This window comes from Kytococcus sedentarius DSM 20547 (assembly GCF_000023925.1).
GTDB classification, from domain to species: Bacteria; Actinomycetota; Actinomycetes; order Actinomycetales; family Dermatophilaceae; genus Kytococcus; species Kytococcus sedentarius.
Window position 1 is genome coordinate 2,439,659 of sequence record NC_013169.1, and the last position, 15,093, is coordinate 2,454,751.

Sequence of the window (15,093 nt, forward strand, 5' to 3'; positions counted from 1 at the left end):
GAGTGGGTACGTGTCGGTCAGTCATGGTCGGTGCTGGTGGCCTGGTGTTGATGGTCGGTGATCGCGGTGGCCAGGGCGCGCTCGTGCGCGCGAAGGTGCCTGATCTGCTCACGCAGGCTTTGAAGATGCTCGGCCAGGAGATCGAGTCCTGCCCGTGCGCCGTCCTCGCCCTGGGCGCGGAGCGCGGCGTACTCGCGCATCCGGGCGATGGGCATCCCGGTTTCTCGGAGTCTGCGCAGGAACCGGACCCATTCGATGTCGCTGGGCTGGTAGCGGCGCTGGTTTCCCTGCGTGCGGACGATCGGATGGATCAGGCCGGCGCGTTCGTAGTAGCGCAGCGTATGGCCGGTGACGCCGGTCGCTTCGGCCATCTCCGCGACCGCCAGCCCCGCAGCTCCCGAAGACCGCGACGCAGGGGCGTTCTCATCTACCATAGGTATCGATCCTAACTTAGAGCGTACTCTAACTCTTAGCCTTGATCTGCAAGAGGTGTGAACGCTCAAAGGGTGGTGAGGATCGGGTGCGGACGGCGGTACCGACGCGGGACGGTCTCGGGGTTCCGAATGACAGTGAGTCCGAGCTGCCGAGCGAGAGTCTGTGGCTGATGAGCCGGGCTGGTCGTGGGGCCGTACGCCTGGCAGGTGCTCTCTCCGGCGTGGGGCTCCACTCCGGATCTCGTGCGGAGTTCCACCTATCGGCCGGCGCCCTCATGTACCTTCCTCGGTTCGCCGCCCTCGGACTGGTCGCGATTCTCTGGACACAGAGGTCTCGATGTCGACGTCGAGCACGCCCCGGATGATGAGACGATCTGGTTCGCTGGGATCAAGGTCCCTGTTGCGCGCGTGTTGGCCCACAGCTGGCCCGATGCCCCGAATCTCGGCGAAACCGCCGACATCGACTGGAACACGGTGCGGCTGGCGGACATCCTTCGCGGCGGCTTCGCGTACCAAAGGCGCGGGGCTCGCACCTGGGACCCGCTCGGGATCAGTCGTACGTGGCGACCGCAATCGAGGCACTGCAACCCGAAGCTCGCGGTGATCGAGAACGTGCGCAGGCTGCTGTCCGCCAACTGCAACCGCCAACCCGACCCGAGACGAGGCGCGCCCCATGACGACCGCAACCCCGAGCCCGCGACCGCCGTTCGCAACCAGGAGCATGCGCAAGCATTCCTCGCACGCTCCACACTGCGATGAACTACGAGTCACGTTGAACACGCCATGGCAAATGCCCTTTGAGCCCTGGGACTGCTGAGGGTTTGGTTGATACCTGATCTGTGGGGACTGGGTCCCTGCTGGAAGGATGTCATCATGCCTGCACCTCTCCCCAAGGAGTTCCGTGACGACGTGATCGGTGTCGCCCGTCGTGGCGAGGCGTCGATCGCGCAGACGGCGAAAGACTTCGGGATCTCGGAATCAACCCTGCGCAACTGGCTCCGTCAGGCCGACGTCGAGGACGGCGCCCGTCCGGGCGTGACCAAGGCCGAGTCCGAGGAGGTGCGTGCCCTGAAGCGCCGTAACCGGTTGCTGGAGCAGGAGAACGAGGTCCTACGCCGAGCAGCGGCGTACCTGTCACAGGCGAACCTGAAGCTGGGCCAGTCCCCAAAATGACCTACCCGCTGGTCCGTGACCTTGCCGCTGACGGGATCCCCGTCACGGTGGCCTGCCGGGTGCTGAAGTTCTCCCCGCAGGCGTTCTACGCCTGGTGTGCCCACCCGGTCAGCGACCGGGACCTGGTGGATGCCTACGCGATGAACGCCGCGTACGAGATCCACGCCGAGGACCCTGGACTGGGGTATCGATTCATCGCTGATGAACTCGCGGACGCCGGTCATGCCCTGTCTGAGCGACGCGTGTGGAAGATCTGCCACCAGGGGCAGATCGTCTCCGCGCACTCCCGTACCCGGGGTCGGTGGAAGAAGCCCGGCCCGCCGGTCCACGACGACCTCGTCCAGCGCGATTTCACCGCCGAGGCCCCGAATCGGTTGTGGTTGACCGACATCACCGAGCACCCCACGGCCGAGGGGAAGTTGTACCTGTGCGCCGTGAAGGACGTCTGGTCACGGCGGATCGTGGGGTACTCCATCAATGACCGGATGACCTCCCAGCTGGCCGTCGACGCCCTGGAGATGGCCATCGCCCGCCGGGGCCGCGACACCACCGCCGGGTGCGTGGTCCACGCCGACCGGGGCAGCCAGTTCCGGTCGCGCACGTACCTCTGCGCGCTGCACCGGCATGGCCTGACCGGGTCCATGGGGCGTGTGGCTTCCAGCGCGGACAACGCCGCGATGGAGTCCTTCTTCGCCCTGGTGCAGAAGAACGTCTTGAACAGCCGCCGCTGGGCCACCCGGGAGCAGCTCCGGCTGGCCATCGTCACCTGGATCGAGCGGACCTACCACCGCAGACGCCGGCAACGGGCTCTGGGCAAGACCACCCCGATCGAGTTTGAGACCATCTACTGGCCCGCTCACGCGGCCTGAAACACCACACCCGAAGTGTCAACCAAACCTACAGCAGTCCCCCTTGTCTCGTGACGTTCTGCTGTCGCTACGGTGGAGGCGCCCTGTCCAGAGAGACGCTGTAGTGATCATCTGCACGTCGATTCATCGTGAACCGGCGAGCGTGACCTCAGTGGGTGCTCTGTTCGTGCGTCATCTCGGACATATCAGCGACGTATGGCGTGCGGGACGGGAAGGCGTGTCTGCGTGCGACGGCGATGATCAAGAGACTGAGCACGACGAACGAGGTCGCTGCGATCGGGATCGCGGTCGTGCCGATTCCGGCAAGGATGATGCCGCCGACGAGTCCACCCAGCGCCATCGCCGCGTTCCAGAGCGTGACGAGGATCGCTTGCGCGGTGTCGGCCGCAGCGGGGCTGTGCACCAAGGCCGCTCGCGGCGCCGCGGTCTGCAGGAGTGAGGGGATTCCGCCCCATCCAAGACCCCAGATGGCGATCGCGATCCAGATCAGGATCGGTGCCGAGTTCGTCGCCAAGACAGTACCGGCGATAACGAACAGGATCGAGGCCGCCAGCGCCAGGGCGCGCAAGCGGGTGTCGACGTATCGCCCGGTCAGCCAGATGCTGACGAGGCTGGCTGCACCGAACACGAGCAGGATGAGGTCGACCTGCGAGCCGAGACCCACGGCTTCGAGGTACGGGGCGATGTAGGAGTAGACGATGGTGTGCCCCAGCACATACAGCAGCACGACCGCCATGATGGGCAGAACCCCGGGGATCGCGAGCGTGGCTCGCGCGGTCGCCGCTCGCGCCGCATCATCCTGAGCACCGTTGGAGACAGCGGGGACGCCGCCCGCGATCCAGATGATCACGCCGATGGCTGCGACGGTGATCGCGAGAAACGCGGCGCGCCAGTCGAGGTGCTGGCCGATGAAGGTGCCCGCGGGCACGCCGAGCGCGAGCGCGACGGGGATGCCGGTCATGGCGATGGCGATCGCCCGCCCCTCCAGCCCAGCCGGGGCGAGTCGGCGCGCGTAGCCGGCGAGCACGGCCCAGGCGAGGCCCGCTGCGATGCCCGCGATGACGCGACCGGCGAGCATGATCGTGTAGATCGGGATCAGGGCGGTGAGCGTGTTCGCGACGGCGAAGATGGCCATCGACCACAGCAGTACCGTCTTGCGATTGAACGGAGCCGTGGCCCGGGCGAGAGGGATGGCGGTCAGGGCGGTGCCCGCCGCGTAGACGGTCACGGCCTGGCCGGACATGGCGGCACTGACGCCCAGGGTCGCCGACATCCCCGGCAGCAGTCCAGCGGGCAGGGTTTCGGTGAGCGCGGTGATGAACACGGCGGTGGAGAGCGCGAGCAGGGGCAGCCACGGCAGTCGGGTCTGCGTCTGTTCAGAGCGAGTCGTTGAAGTCATGGAACCATCGTGAAACCATCACATCAATGTGATGGTCAAGTCAGGGTCGTCGCACTACAGTGAGTGGGCATGAGGATCGGTGAACTTGCTCAGCGGACGGGCGCCTCGCGCCGGCTGCTGCGGTACTACGAGGAGCAGGGGCTGATCGTGCCGGATCGCTCCGACAACGGCTACCGAGACTACGACCCCCGATACGTCGACCGCGTGCGGCAGATCCGCGGCCTGCTTGGCGCGGGGCTCACCACCCGGATCATCAAGCAGATCCTGCCGTGCCTCGACAAGCCGCGCTCGATCCACTTCCCCGACGCAACCCCGGAAATGCTCACGCTGTTGCACGAAGAGCGCGACAAGCTCACCGAGCGCATCGATGTCCTCATCCGCAACCGCGACGCGATGACGGAATACCTCATCGAGGTCGAGCGCTGCAAGGCGCCCGAGGGGCCGGAGCGATCCGACGATCGGGCACGTGAGGCACAGATCGCCTGACTGCTCGCGGCGGGCTTTCACCCTCGACTCCGCTCGCTCGCTATTACGCGGAGGAGGGCGTTCTCGGCTCGGGGTAGCAGCCTGGCCGGGTCGCAGCCCACACCTACCTGCACCCGAAGCATGCGTTCGTTCATCCGTTCGTAAGAGTCAAGGCAGGTCTGTCAGCGCTTACGGCTGTAGGAGACGATCGCTAGCGGGCAGAAGACGATCAAGATTCCGACGGACCAGATGATCGTCTGGACGATCGAGTTTCCTGCCGGTGCTCCAGCCAGCAATGCACGAGCAGCGTCCATCGCGTGCGTGACGGGGTTGATGTTTGCCCAGGCTTGGAGCCATGCGGGGAGCGTGTCGATCGGGGCGGCGAGGCTAGAGCCGAGCATCAGCGGGATGAACACGATGAACGCGAAGGCCATGACTGCGCCCTCGTCCTTGACGAGCACGCCGAGGAAGACGGTCACCCAGCTCAAGCAGAACCCGAAGGCCAACACGAGAACGACTGCTGCCAGGGATGATCCGGCGTCGGTTTGGATGCGGAAACCCATGAGGTAGCCGATCCCGAACAGCAACGCGATGGCGATGATGTAGCGCACCATGTCGGCCATGATCGACCCGAGCAGGGGTGCTGATCGTCCGATCGGCAAGCTGCGGAAGCGGTCGAAGACACCCTTCTTCATGTCAATGTTGATGCTCAGGCCGCTCGAAAGCATGCCGGAGAGTCCTGCGCCCATGACCACGATTCCCGGAAACAGATAGAGAAGATACTCGTCGGTGGAACCCGCAACCGAGCCGCCGAAGAGATAGACGAACAGCAGCAGGAAGATCGCCGGGGTGACCACTCCGTTGACCAGCGCACCGGGGTTCCTCGCGGACTTGGCAAGGCTCCGACGGGCCAGGATCAGGCTGTGCCGTAGCAGCCCTGCCGGACGTCTCTCGGAGCTGGTTGCGGTGATGGTGTCGGCGCTCATGCGTGGCTCCTTTCGGCCTCGTCGTTCGTGTCGCCGATGGTGGGTGCTCCGGTGAGGGTGAAGAACACCTCGTCAAGGCTGGGGAGCCGTAACGCGAACTCGGCAACCTCAATTCCTTCCGCTTCAAAGCGATGAGCGATGTCGAACATCGCCCGATCGCCGTCCACCGGCGTGATCAACTCGTGCTGAGCGGTGCGCTCGACCGGGTGGCCGGAGACGGCGGCCAGGATGGCAGCGGCCCTCTCCACGTCGCCGGGGTTCTTGGGACGGGTCGCGATGGCTTGGCCCCCGACGATCTGTTTCAGCTCGGGTGGAGTGCCGTGGGCGATCACGCGGCCGTGGTCGATGACGGTGATCTCGTCAGCCAGTGCGTCGGCTTCTTCCAGGTACTGCGTCGTCAGAAGGACGCTGGCGCCATCGGCGGTGAGTTCACGGATGATCCGCCATAGCTCTTCGCGCTTGCCAGGATCAAGACCGACCGAGGGCTCATCGAGGAACACGACACGAGGGCGACCGACGAGGCTCGCGGCGAGGTCCAGACGTCGGCGCATCCCGCCGGAGTAGGTAGCCACCGGCTTCTTCGCGGCATCGGTCAAGCCGAAACGCTCCAACAGCTCGGCCGCCCTGCGGGAAGCCTCGCGTTTGCGCAGATCGAGCAGACGCCCGATCAGGATCAGGTTACCCAGGCCCGTGAGCTCTTCATCCAGCGTCGCGTACTGGCCTGTCAAGCCAATGATCCGTCGCACCTTGGCCGCTTCGCGGGTGACGTCCATGCCGGCGACTCTGGCGGTTCCGGCATCGAGGCCTGTCAAAGTCGCCAGGATACGGATCGACGTTGTCTTCCCAGCCCCGTTCGGGCCGAGGACGCCGAGCACGGTGCCCGGCCGGGCACGCAGATCCACCCCGTCCAGAGCAGTGTGCTTGCCGTACCGCTTCACCAGCCCCTCGGCTTCGATCACATAGTCACTCAATTGAATCTCCTTGCCTTCATCGCCGTGTTTAGGGGCGCAGTGTCTTGGGGAATCCCGTCCAATGCAGATCGGGGCGCAGGTGGCTCATGTCGTTGAACATGACGATGCTCGGTGGCACGCTCGGCCGGTGCTCGATCACGGTCAGCGCAGCGTTGGCGCTGCTGAGCCCAAGCCACCTGATAGCGGCTCATCCGATCTGAGGGTGTAGCGGCGGTGGCGTGACGGGGTCGGGAGTTGGGTCGAGGTCCCCTGATGATGGGGGTTCCTACACCAACTCATCCAGAAGACCTCGACGTGAGCGACGCTACCTTCCACTGCCCTGACCTGACCACGTTCTGCCGCCTGGACGAGCTCGGCCTCGTCGTGGTCGGGCAGCGCCTGGCGCCCGACCGTGCGGTGCTGGAGTGCCGCGTCGCGACGCGCGGTGACGACGCGTTCTGCCACGGGTGCGGAGCCGAGGGCGTCGTGCGTGACACGGTCTCGCGGTCGCTGGCGCACGAGCCCTTCGGATGGCGGCCGACGACGCTGCTGATCAGGGTGCGTCGCTACCGCTGCGCGACCTGCCTTCGGGTGTGGCGCCAGGACACCACGGCCGCAGCCGAGCCACGGGCGAAGCTCTCACGGGCAGCGGTGCGCTGGGCCTTGGTCGCCCTGGTGGCCCAGCATCTGACGGTCGCCAGGATCGCCGAAGCTCTTGACGTGTCGTGGGACACGGCGAACGACGCCGTCCTGGCCGAAGGTCGCCGGTTGCTGATCGACGACCCCGCCCGGTTCGACGGCGCCCGCGTGATCGGCGTCGATGAGCACGTGTGGCGGCACACCCGCCGTGGGGACAAGTACGTCACCGTCATCATCGACCTGACCCCGATCCGTGACGGCACCGGACCGGCCCGTCTTCTGGACATGGTCGAAGGCCGGTCCAAGAGCGCGTTCAAGACCTGGCTCGCCGCCCGCCCGAAGACCTGGCGCGACGGCGTGGAGGTGGTCGCGATGGACGGGTTCACCGGCTTCAAGACCGCTGCTGCCGAGGAGCTGCCCGACGCGACCGCAGTGATGGACCCCTTCCACGTGGTGAGGTTGGCCGGTGACGCCCTGGACCGCTGCAGGCGCAGGGTCCAGCTCGATCTGCACGGCCACCGCGGCCGCGCCAAGGATCCGCTCTACCGCGCCCGGCGGACCCTGCACACCGGCGCCGACCTGCTCACCGACAAGCAGAAGACCCGGCTGGAAGCGCTGTTCGCCGCCGACGAACACATCGAGGTCGAAGTGACCTGGGGCATCTACCAGCGCATGATCACCGCCTACCGCCACCCCGACCGCTCCCAGGGCCGGACTCTCATGACCGCGGTGATCGACTCCCTGGCACGCGGCGTCCCGGCCGCGCTGAGCGAACTTGTCACGCTTGGACGGACCCTCACCAAGCGCGCCGCGGACGTGTTGGCGTTCTTCGACCTGCCCGGCACCAGCAACGGCCCCACCGAGGCCATCAACGGCCGTCTCGAACACCTGCGCGGCTCCGCCCTGGGCTTCCGGAACCTGACCCACTACATCGCCAGGAGCCTCCTCGAAGCCGGCGGCTTCAGACCACGACTACACCCTCAGATCGGATGAGCCCTGATAGCCGGGGCGTCCATGGCGTGACGGAGGAGCCACGCGATCGGGTAGGCGTGCGTGATGAGCACTTCGTGCACGTCGTCATCGCCCTCGGGTGCGGTGGCGAACCTCGCGGTGAGGCTCTGGGCGATCTGGTGCCCTGCTTCGGCTTCGTCGGTGTCGTAGCCGTCGAAGAACGGCACCCATGACGGCGGGGTCTCCTCCGGCTTCGGCACGTAAGGCACATGGTCGATCAGCTCGGCCGCTTCGCTCACCTCGGCGGTGCCGGTGAGGAAGATGTTGAGCTGCCTCGCGCTGTCGGCGGCTCGCGGCAACGGCGAGTGCCAGACGGCGTCGATGGGCAGATGCGCTAAACGCTGACCGAGAAGACGAGCTTGCTCGCCCCCGGTGTCGGTGAGGTTGCCGAACGCGTCGGCGTCACCGTGGCGTGCGATGTAGAGATACCTAGGGCACGTCTCTAAAGCAGGTAGTTCAGCCACTGGATGATCGCTCGGAGGACAGCTCCGGCGCGGTAAGTCAGGGCGAGTTTGTCGTAGCGGGTGGCCAGGCCGCGCCATTGCTTCACGTCGCTGTATCCGCGTTCGATGACGTTGCGGCCGCGATAGGCAACGGCGTCCAGGCCGACTGGCCGACCGCCGCGTGAACCGCGATTGCGACGGTGTTGCTGCTGGTTGCGGGGTTCGGGGATGACTGCCTTGATCCCGCGACGGCGCAGAATCCGGCGGGTCGCGCGGGAGGAGTAGGCCTTGTCGCCGCGCAGCATGCTTGGTCTCGTGCGCGGCCGGCCCGGACCCTCGCGGGCCACGGAGAGACCGTCGAGCAGCGGGGCCAGCATTGGTGAGTCTCCGCCTTGGCCGGGCCCGCAGAGGATCACCAGCGGCAAACCGTGTCCGTCGACGAGCTGATGGATCTTCGTGGAGAGCCCGCCGCGGGAGCGACCCAGGGCGTGATCAGGAGGCTCGTGGCGCAGATTCTTGTGGTTCCACAGTGCCCCCTGTGGTGCGCTCGAGGTTGGTGCCGTGCTGGTGAGCGCGGCAGATCGTGGAGTCGACCGCGACCGACCAGTCCAGCTCACCATCCGCATCGGCACGGACCAAGAGGGCGTCGAGAATCCGGTCCCAGGTGCCGTCGGCAGCCCAGGCGCGGTGGCGCTTCCAGATCGTCTGCCACGGCCCGAAGTCTCCGGGGACGTCGCGCCAGGCGATCCCGCACCGGTAGCGATAGATGATCCCCTCGACCACCTGTCGATGATCCCGTCGGGGCCTGCCTGACCAGGGGCGTTGAGCAGGGAGCAAGGGTTCGATCAATCCCCACTGGGCGTCGGACAACACGCTTCGTCGGCTCATCCACTCACCATCACACCCCAAACCTCCACGAGCTCAGGAGACGCGCCTAGAGCGTGTCTCCTGAGCTCGTGGAGGTACGGAACTAACTTTCGATCACCGCACGAACGGACATATGTCTCGGGCGGACTTGTGATAGGCTTCCTCCGCGACCGAGATGGAGCGAGACGCTCACCAGGGCCTCGACAACAGGAACGCAATCAACAACTCCGTTTCTAGTGACACAAGGGATACAGTCATGAGCGATGAATCGATCACCTCAGCCCCGAAAACTGCTGGCTTCACGTTGCAGATCTACGTTCCGCCTGGCGAGACCAAGAAGGCACGATCGTTCTACAGCGCGCTATTCGGTCGCGAACCGGAGTTCGAACCGCATGATGATTTCTTCGAGTGGTCTCCGATCTCTGGGCAAGAATGCTGGGTTCAGGTCGGAGGCAAAGCAGACGCAGTGCCTATGCACAATAGAATGCGATTCCTTGTGCTCGACCTCAGTGCTGCACTGGACTTTCTCAACTCGTCAGGGATTGAGCATTCTGAGCCCTCGCAGCTGCCTGGAGTTGTTGCGTTTGTCGACTTCTCCGACCCGTGGGGTAATCGGCTCGGCTACTACCAAGATCTTGTGCCCAGTGGACAGCAGCCGGAATACCGGGGAACCTCGGTCAACGACGACGCGCAGTTCATCGAGTATGAGGGATCGCACCAGAAGTAGCACCCTGGGGTGATCGCAGGCGGTAGACTGGAGGCACGAGTGCCGCAACATCGAAACGCGCTACATTGAGCTTTGAGGACTTCGATGACGATGTCGAGTCCCAGTTCAGCAAAATGAGGGCCGGGTTATGAAGATTCTCGCGCACGCTTTCACCATGATTCCCACGAATGATCTCGCGGGGACTGCCTCCGCTTACATTGGGGAAGGTCTCGAGATCCTGTGGAGGCCGGATCCGCAGACGGCGATTGCCGGAGCGAATGAGCGCGCTTTTGTTATGATTGAAGACGATCCTTCAGAGCGAGCTCTTGGGGCTGGTCCAGTGCTGCTAGTCGACGACTTGTCGACAACCAGCCTCGGCGGCACTAGCTCTTGGGTTATACCGCCGATGAACGTGCCAGTCGGCAAATATGCCGCAGTAGATAGTGATGGAACCATTCTCCGGTATCTCGATTTGTCGACTTGCGCGGAAGGCATCCCGGGTATCTGGTTCGGCGATTCAGTTGAGAGGGTAAATGATGCGGGCGGTATACCGTAGCGGTGAGGAGCGATGGTGTGGCCAACTGCCGCTAACCTTGTTCGAGCCCGAAGAATGAAAGTTGCGTTTGGAGTGGGTCGTGGACTCAGTCGCCCGCCATCGTCCCCGAGCCCTCACGTACTTAGGAGACATGCCCTAGTAGCCATAAGTATGTCGGGGAGCACCACGACGATGCCCCGGCTCTCCTTTCTCTCGGGGTAAGGCTTCGGGTCAAAGGACGGTGACGGTTCCGGCGGTACCGTCGAGCGTGATTCGGGCACCGTCGTCAATGCGGGTAGTGACACCGGCGACGCCGAGCACGGCGGGGATGCCGTATTCGCGGGCGACGATCGCGGCGTGCGAGAGCGCGCCGCCGGTCTCGGTGACCACCCCGGCGGCGACGGCGAACAGGGGTGTCCAGGCTGGGTCGGTGTAGGGGCAGATCACGATGGCTCCGCGGCGGACGGCGGCGAAGTCGGAGGGGCCGCGGACGATTCGTGCCGATGCGGTGACCGTTCCGTGGGATCCGGGAGTCCCCCTCAACGCCTCAGCTGGGTGGGGCGGGCCGGGGGCTCTGGTGTCGGGAAGCGCTGCCGTGATCGGGCGTGCTTGCAAGATCCACACGGTGCCGTCTGCGACGGCCCATTCAATGTCTTGCGGCCCGCCGAGCACCGTCGCGATCCGGCCTCCCAGCTCGACCAAGGTCGCGACAGTGGCGTCGTCCAGGGCGCGTGCGGATTGCTGGTCGGGAGCGATCGCGCTGGTAACCACACCGCCGCGCTCACGGCCCAGGTCGATACGGGTCTGTTTACTTCCCACCGCGCAGCCGATGGCCCCGTCCGCGGCGACCTCGTAGGCGTCCGGCGTGATCGTTCCGCCAACGACGGCCAGACCGAGGCCCCAGGATGCTTCGATCCTGGTTGGCTGCCCGTGCTGCTGGGGGGTGAACATGACCCCCGACACATCCGCCTCGATCACTGGCTGCACGAGCACCGCCATGCCCGACGCGTGAGGCAACTCTCCACCCGTCCGAGCCCAGTAGCCATCCACTCGTGCAGCGCGGGCCGACTCCCAACAAGCCATGATCGCCTGACACACGTCGTCTGCGCCGCGAACCCCGATGACGCTCTCGTACTGGCCAGCTGCCGAAGCATCCCCGGTATCCTCGTTCATCGCAGACGAACGCACGGCCACCACCGGATCGCCCAGCCTCCCCAGCTCACCGGCGACGGCATCACGCAAGAAACGCACGGCCTCCGCGCCGGCCGGCTGATCGCCGTGTGGCACGACGAACCCGTCGGGCACCGGCAGCCCCTCCCGCAGCAGCACACCGAGCGCCTCCGCCTTGCCACCCGAGCTCGCCCGGGTCGCTTCTGAGAGCGTCGTCAGCATCACACCATCCTTCAACGAAAGTTTGACAACATTCTGTTGATCGTAGCAGGATGGACGGCATGGAACGCAAGCACGACGTCGAGCAACTCAGCAGTGCCGACCACGAGTCGACCCAACGTGAGCGCGAGGCTCAGGGCCGACTTCTCGACAAGGGCGCAGACCAGTTGGAACCGCGCCCGTGGCAGCAGGCCGCAGCCCCGCCCTCGGCGGTGGATCTGACGCAGTACGCGCTCTGGCGCTCATCCGAGCTGACCCCAGACGAGCTTCTGGGCGCACTCTCGCTGCTCCCGGCAGCACGCGCCGAGGTCGAGAGCGTGGAGATCGGCGTACTCTTCGCCGCTCGCAACGAGGGGCTCACTTGGGCGCAGATCGCCCAGGCGATGGGGTTCCGATCCCCGCAAGCCTGCCAGCAGTACGTGAACCGGCTCAGCGCCAGGCAGGACAGGCGAGCATGACGCATCAGTCCACGCCGGAACTGCTCGTGCTGCACGCCGTGCGCCTCATGGGATTCGCCGACAGTGACGCCGTCGCCGAGCGTGCGGGAACGAGCCACGTCGAGGCGCTGCGCGTGTTGAGTGAGGCGGAGCGTGAGGGGTGGGTGCAGCACGCCGCGTTCGCCGACCTCGAAGGCTGGTCACTCACCGACTCGGGCAAGACGGAGAACGAGCGCCAACTCGCAACAGAACGCGCGGACGCCGACCCCGCTGGCGTGGTGGCGGCTGTCTACCGCGAGTTCCTTCCGCTCAACGCCCGCCTACTCCGAGCCGTCACCGACTGGCAGATCAAGCCCATCGGAGCAGACCAGCTGGCCCCGAACGACCATGCCGACCGCGCATGGGATGGACGCGTTCTCGATGAACTCACGGCACTCGGCAGGAAACTTGCACCCTTGGGCGAGCGCCTCGCTGCCGTTCTCGCGAGATTCTGCGGCTACGCGGAACGGTACGAGACTGCCCTGCACAAGGCCAGGAACGGGGAGCTCGATTGGATCGACAGGACCGAAGTGGACTCCTGCCACCGAGTCTGGTTCCAACTCCACGAAGACCTCGTCGCAACACTCGGCATCGACCGTAGGAACGAAGCATAGATATCTATGCAAGCAGTCACCAAGCGGGCGAGGTCGCTGCCGGCGTCCGAGACATAGCGTGGATCCGCAAGTTCAAGCCGATCGAGACGCAGCTACTTTCACGACAGTACGCGGTGCCCAGCTCCACGTATCCGCTCGCCTCTGGCCCCTACGTGAGTTCGGCGATGCCGACGCGCAGTGCGAAGAGGGCAAGCTGTACGCGGTCGCGGGATTGGGTCTTGGCGCGGAGGTTGCCGATGTGGGTCTTGATGGTGGGCATGGTGAGCCATAGTTCGTCGCAGATCTCTTGATTGGTCCGGCCCCGCGCGACGAGGGCGAGGATGTCGCATTCTCGGGGTGTGAGTTCGTCCGCGAGGCGGATGTCGGTAGGTGAGGCGTCCGCGGCGGAGCCTCCCGGGCGCTTCCGGAACGTCGTGAAGAGTCGGCGGGTGGGGCCGGGTGAGATGACGGCGTCGCCGTCGTGGACGGTCCGGATCGCGGCGACGACGTCATCGGGGGCGGTGTTCTTGACCAGGAAGCCTGATGCCCCGGACTCGATCGCGGTGAGCACGTATTCGTCGGTGTCGAAGGTAGTCAAGATGATGATCTTGCTGGCCGTCCCGGCCGTGATGAGTCGCTGGGTGGCGGCGAGCCCGTCGAGCGTGGGCATTTGGATGTCGAGGAGCAGGATGCTCGGCGCGACGTGATCGTGCCGGCGGATGGCGTCGGCCCCGTCGATGGCCTGCCAGACCACGCGCATGTCGGACTGCGCGTCGAGGATCATGGCGAGCCCCGCGGTGAACAAGGGTTCGTCGTCGGCGAGCCCGATGGTGATCATGACTGCCTCCACGGCAGGCTCGCGGCCACGACCCATCCGCCGGTGTTCGGATCGGGGCCGGCGGTGAGCGTGCCCCCGAGGGCGCGTGCACGCTCCTGCATTCCGATGATCCCGTGGTGCGAGACGCCGCGCGGTCTGGTGCGCCGTTCACCGGATGCGGCGTTCAGCACGGTCAGCTCGACCGAATTATCGTGTACGAGGATACGGACACTCACTGCTGCACCGTCGGCATACTTCAAAGCGTTCGTCAGGCTCTCCTGGACGATCCGGTACCCGGCCAGTCCGACCTGATCGGGGATAGAGGTGAGGTCGCCTTCGACATGCAGCCGGATCGCCGCTCTCGTGTACTGCAAGTCGCTGATGAGCTCGCGAACATCGCGAAGAGTGGGCGTCGGTCGCACGGGAGCCTTACCCTCGTCGTCGGTGGCGAGCACGCTGATGAGATCGCGCACGTCATCTACAGCGGTGCGGCTCAAGCGCCCGATGTCGGCAAGGACTTGATCGGTGCGCTGTGGGTCGGTACGGACGACGTAGCGGACGCCTTCGGCCTGGATCGCGATGGTGTTCAGCGAGTGGCCGAGCACGTCGTGCATCTCGCGAGCGATGCGGGTGCGCTCCTCGACAGCAGCGAGCCGCCGCTCCACCGCTTGCCGGGCTTCGAGGGCAGCGGCACGTTCGAGCGCGTCCTCGTAGCGTGCTTTCCGGTTCCGCCGGACGATGCCAGCCAGGACGGCGACCGTGATCAGAGCCACTGCGGCAGCGGAGATCACCAGCCTGACCTTCCAGTCGGTACCCGGAGCGGGAGTCGGCACGGTGAGTACCGCCACGCCGGCACCCACGTAGATGACAGCGGCGTATCCCCACCGCCACGGCGGGAGCAGTCGCGTCTGCGTGGTGTACGCGCCGATCAGACACACCGCACCGGCGAACACCGTCAGCTCCTGCACCACTACGAGATGCACGAAGAGCAGAACCCCGACGACAGCGAGGGCGAGCCGCGGGCGCAGGCGGCGGAAGATCAGAGCGATCGAGCAGCCGAACACGACGAAGCTGTAGGCGACCTGCTCAGGCGTGGCGAACGACAGCGTCGGCCGGCTGATCGCGCCGAGCACCCCGACGAGCGCCGCTAGGACGATGTCCGCGATCCAGGGGCGCTCCTGCCAGACAGTACGGAGCCGTTCACGGGTCGCGGGGGCGGTGAACGGTTCCATACCCAACCATCGTATGGCGCGGGCCGTTGTCGGTCTTCATACCGCGGTATGAAGACCGACTTCGTGCCGCAGCACGATCTGCCGCACGGCCGGTCCGGGAATCGTAGGT

The 15,093-nt window shown here is 65.7% G+C and carries 16 protein-coding genes and 1 pseudogene; 8 read left to right on the top strand and 9 right to left on the bottom strand.

Annotated features, from left to right (window positions below):
* Positions 1-17: 17 nt before the first annotated feature.
* The gene (locus tag KSED_RS11495) at positions 18-371 is read right to left on the bottom strand and encodes a MerR family transcriptional regulator (protein WP_237699531.1); all 354 of its coding nucleotides are present in this window, start codon (positions 369-371) and stop codon (positions 18-20) included.
* Between the two features lie 249 nt (positions 372-620).
* Here KSED_RS11495 and KSED_RS14705 point away from each other — a divergent pair, with 249 nt between their 5' ends.
* Both KSED_RS14705 and KSED_RS11510 read left to right on the top strand, forming a co-directional pair.
* Complete coding sequence (locus tag KSED_RS14705) at positions 621-1,193, top strand: hypothetical protein (RefSeq protein WP_169307796.1); 573 nt, start codon at positions 621-623, stop codon at positions 1,191-1,193.
* 114 nt (positions 1,194-1,307) lie between these two features.
* A pseudogene (locus KSED_RS11510) lies at positions 1,308-2,476 on the top strand (IS3 family transposase).
* Between the two features lie 148 nt (positions 2,477-2,624).
* On the opposite strand, the gene KSED_RS11515 reads toward KSED_RS11510, so the two are convergent.
* Positions 2,625-3,875, bottom strand: a complete 1,251-nt coding sequence (locus tag KSED_RS11515) for an MFS transporter (RefSeq protein WP_015780258.1) — start codon at positions 3,873-3,875, stop codon at positions 2,625-2,627.
* 69 nt (positions 3,876-3,944) lie between these two features.
* On the opposite strand from KSED_RS11515, the gene KSED_RS11520 reads away from it, so the two are divergent.
* Positions 3,945-4,361: a MerR family transcriptional regulator gene (locus KSED_RS11520; RefSeq protein WP_015780259.1), complete on the top strand. Its 417-nt coding sequence runs from the start codon at positions 3,945-3,947 to the stop codon at positions 4,359-4,361.
* 161 nt (positions 4,362-4,522) lie between these two features.
* On the opposite strand, the gene KSED_RS11525 is transcribed toward KSED_RS11520, so the two are convergent.
* Both KSED_RS11525 and KSED_RS11530 read right to left on the bottom strand, forming a co-directional pair.
* On the bottom strand, positions 4,523-5,326 hold the full coding sequence (locus KSED_RS11525) for an ABC transporter permease (RefSeq protein ID WP_015780260.1): 804 nt from the start codon (positions 5,324-5,326) through the stop codon (positions 4,523-4,525).
* Positions 5,323-6,297 (bottom strand): daunorubicin resistance protein DrrA family ABC transporter ATP-binding protein, encoded by a 975-nt coding sequence (locus tag KSED_RS11530; RefSeq protein ID WP_015780261.1) that lies wholly within the window; start codon positions 6,295-6,297, stop codon positions 5,323-5,325. Before KSED_RS11530 ends, KSED_RS11525 begins: the two co-directional genes overlap by 4 nt.
* Before the next feature lie 294 nt (positions 6,298-6,591).
* Here KSED_RS11530 and KSED_RS11535 point away from each other — a divergent pair, with 294 nt between their 5' ends.
* Positions 6,592-7,908, top strand: coding sequence for an ISL3 family transposase (locus tag KSED_RS11535; protein ID WP_015780262.1), 1,317 nt, complete (start codon positions 6,592-6,594; stop codon positions 7,906-7,908).
* On the opposite strand, the gene KSED_RS11540 is transcribed toward KSED_RS11535, so the two are convergent.
* Positions 7,896-8,390, bottom strand: a complete 495-nt coding sequence (locus tag KSED_RS11540) for a histidine phosphatase family protein (protein WP_237699532.1) — start codon at positions 8,388-8,390, stop codon at positions 7,896-7,898. The two genes, KSED_RS11535 and KSED_RS11540, sit on opposite strands and share 13 nt — an antisense overlap.
* Positions 8,369-9,257, bottom strand: a protein-coding gene (locus KSED_RS14330) for an IS5 family transposase (protein ID WP_198479756.1) whose coding sequence is annotated in 2 segments (ribosomal slippage) — positions 8,369-8,905 and positions 8,907-9,257 — 888 coding nt in all. Because the reading frame shifts where the segments join, the coding sequence is not laid out codon by codon here. Before KSED_RS14330 ends, KSED_RS11540 begins: the two co-directional genes overlap by 22 nt.
* A 235-nt stretch (positions 9,258-9,492) precedes the next feature.
* On the opposite strand from KSED_RS14330, the gene KSED_RS14710 reads away from it, so the two are divergent.
* Together KSED_RS14710 and KSED_RS14715 are read left to right on the top strand one after the other, a co-directional pair.
* Positions 9,493-9,963, top strand: coding sequence for a VOC family protein (locus KSED_RS14710; RefSeq protein WP_143827382.1), 471 nt, complete (start codon positions 9,493-9,495; stop codon positions 9,961-9,963).
* Positions 9,964-10,117: 154 nt separating this feature from the next.
* Positions 10,118-10,498, top strand: coding sequence for a hypothetical protein (locus KSED_RS14715; protein WP_143827383.1), 381 nt, complete (start codon positions 10,118-10,120; stop codon positions 10,496-10,498).
* A 210-nt stretch (positions 10,499-10,708) separates the two neighbouring features.
* On the opposite strand, the gene KSED_RS11560 is transcribed toward KSED_RS14715, so the two are convergent.
* On the bottom strand, positions 10,709-11,869 hold the full coding sequence (locus tag KSED_RS11560) for a PEP/pyruvate-binding domain-containing protein (RefSeq protein ID WP_015780264.1): 1,161 nt from the start codon (positions 11,867-11,869) through the stop codon (positions 10,709-10,711).
* A 59-nt stretch (positions 11,870-11,928) separates the two neighbouring features.
* On the opposite strand from KSED_RS11560, the gene KSED_RS11565 reads away from it, so the two are divergent.
* Both KSED_RS11565 and KSED_RS11570 read left to right on the top strand, forming a co-directional pair.
* On the top strand, positions 11,929-12,324 hold the full coding sequence (locus KSED_RS11565; RefSeq protein WP_015780265.1) for a DNA-binding protein: 396 nt from the start codon (positions 11,929-11,931) through the stop codon (positions 12,322-12,324).
* Complete coding sequence (locus tag KSED_RS11570) at positions 12,321-12,956, top strand: hypothetical protein (RefSeq protein WP_015780266.1); 636 nt, start codon at positions 12,321-12,323, stop codon at positions 12,954-12,956. The genes KSED_RS11565 and KSED_RS11570 overlap by 4 nt, the downstream gene beginning before the upstream one ends.
* Before the next feature lie 148 nt (positions 12,957-13,104).
* Here the strand turns inward: KSED_RS11570 and KSED_RS11575 are convergent, their stop codons facing one another.
* On the bottom strand, positions 13,105-13,773 hold the full coding sequence (locus KSED_RS11575; RefSeq protein WP_015780267.1) for a response regulator: 669 nt from the start codon (positions 13,771-13,773) through the stop codon (positions 13,105-13,107).
* Entirely contained in the window at positions 13,770-14,984 is a 1,215-nt protein-coding gene (locus tag KSED_RS11580; protein WP_015780268.1) for a sensor histidine kinase, read from the bottom strand. Before KSED_RS11580 ends, KSED_RS11575 begins: the two co-directional genes overlap by 4 nt.
* Positions 14,985-15,093 lie beyond the last annotated feature (109 nt).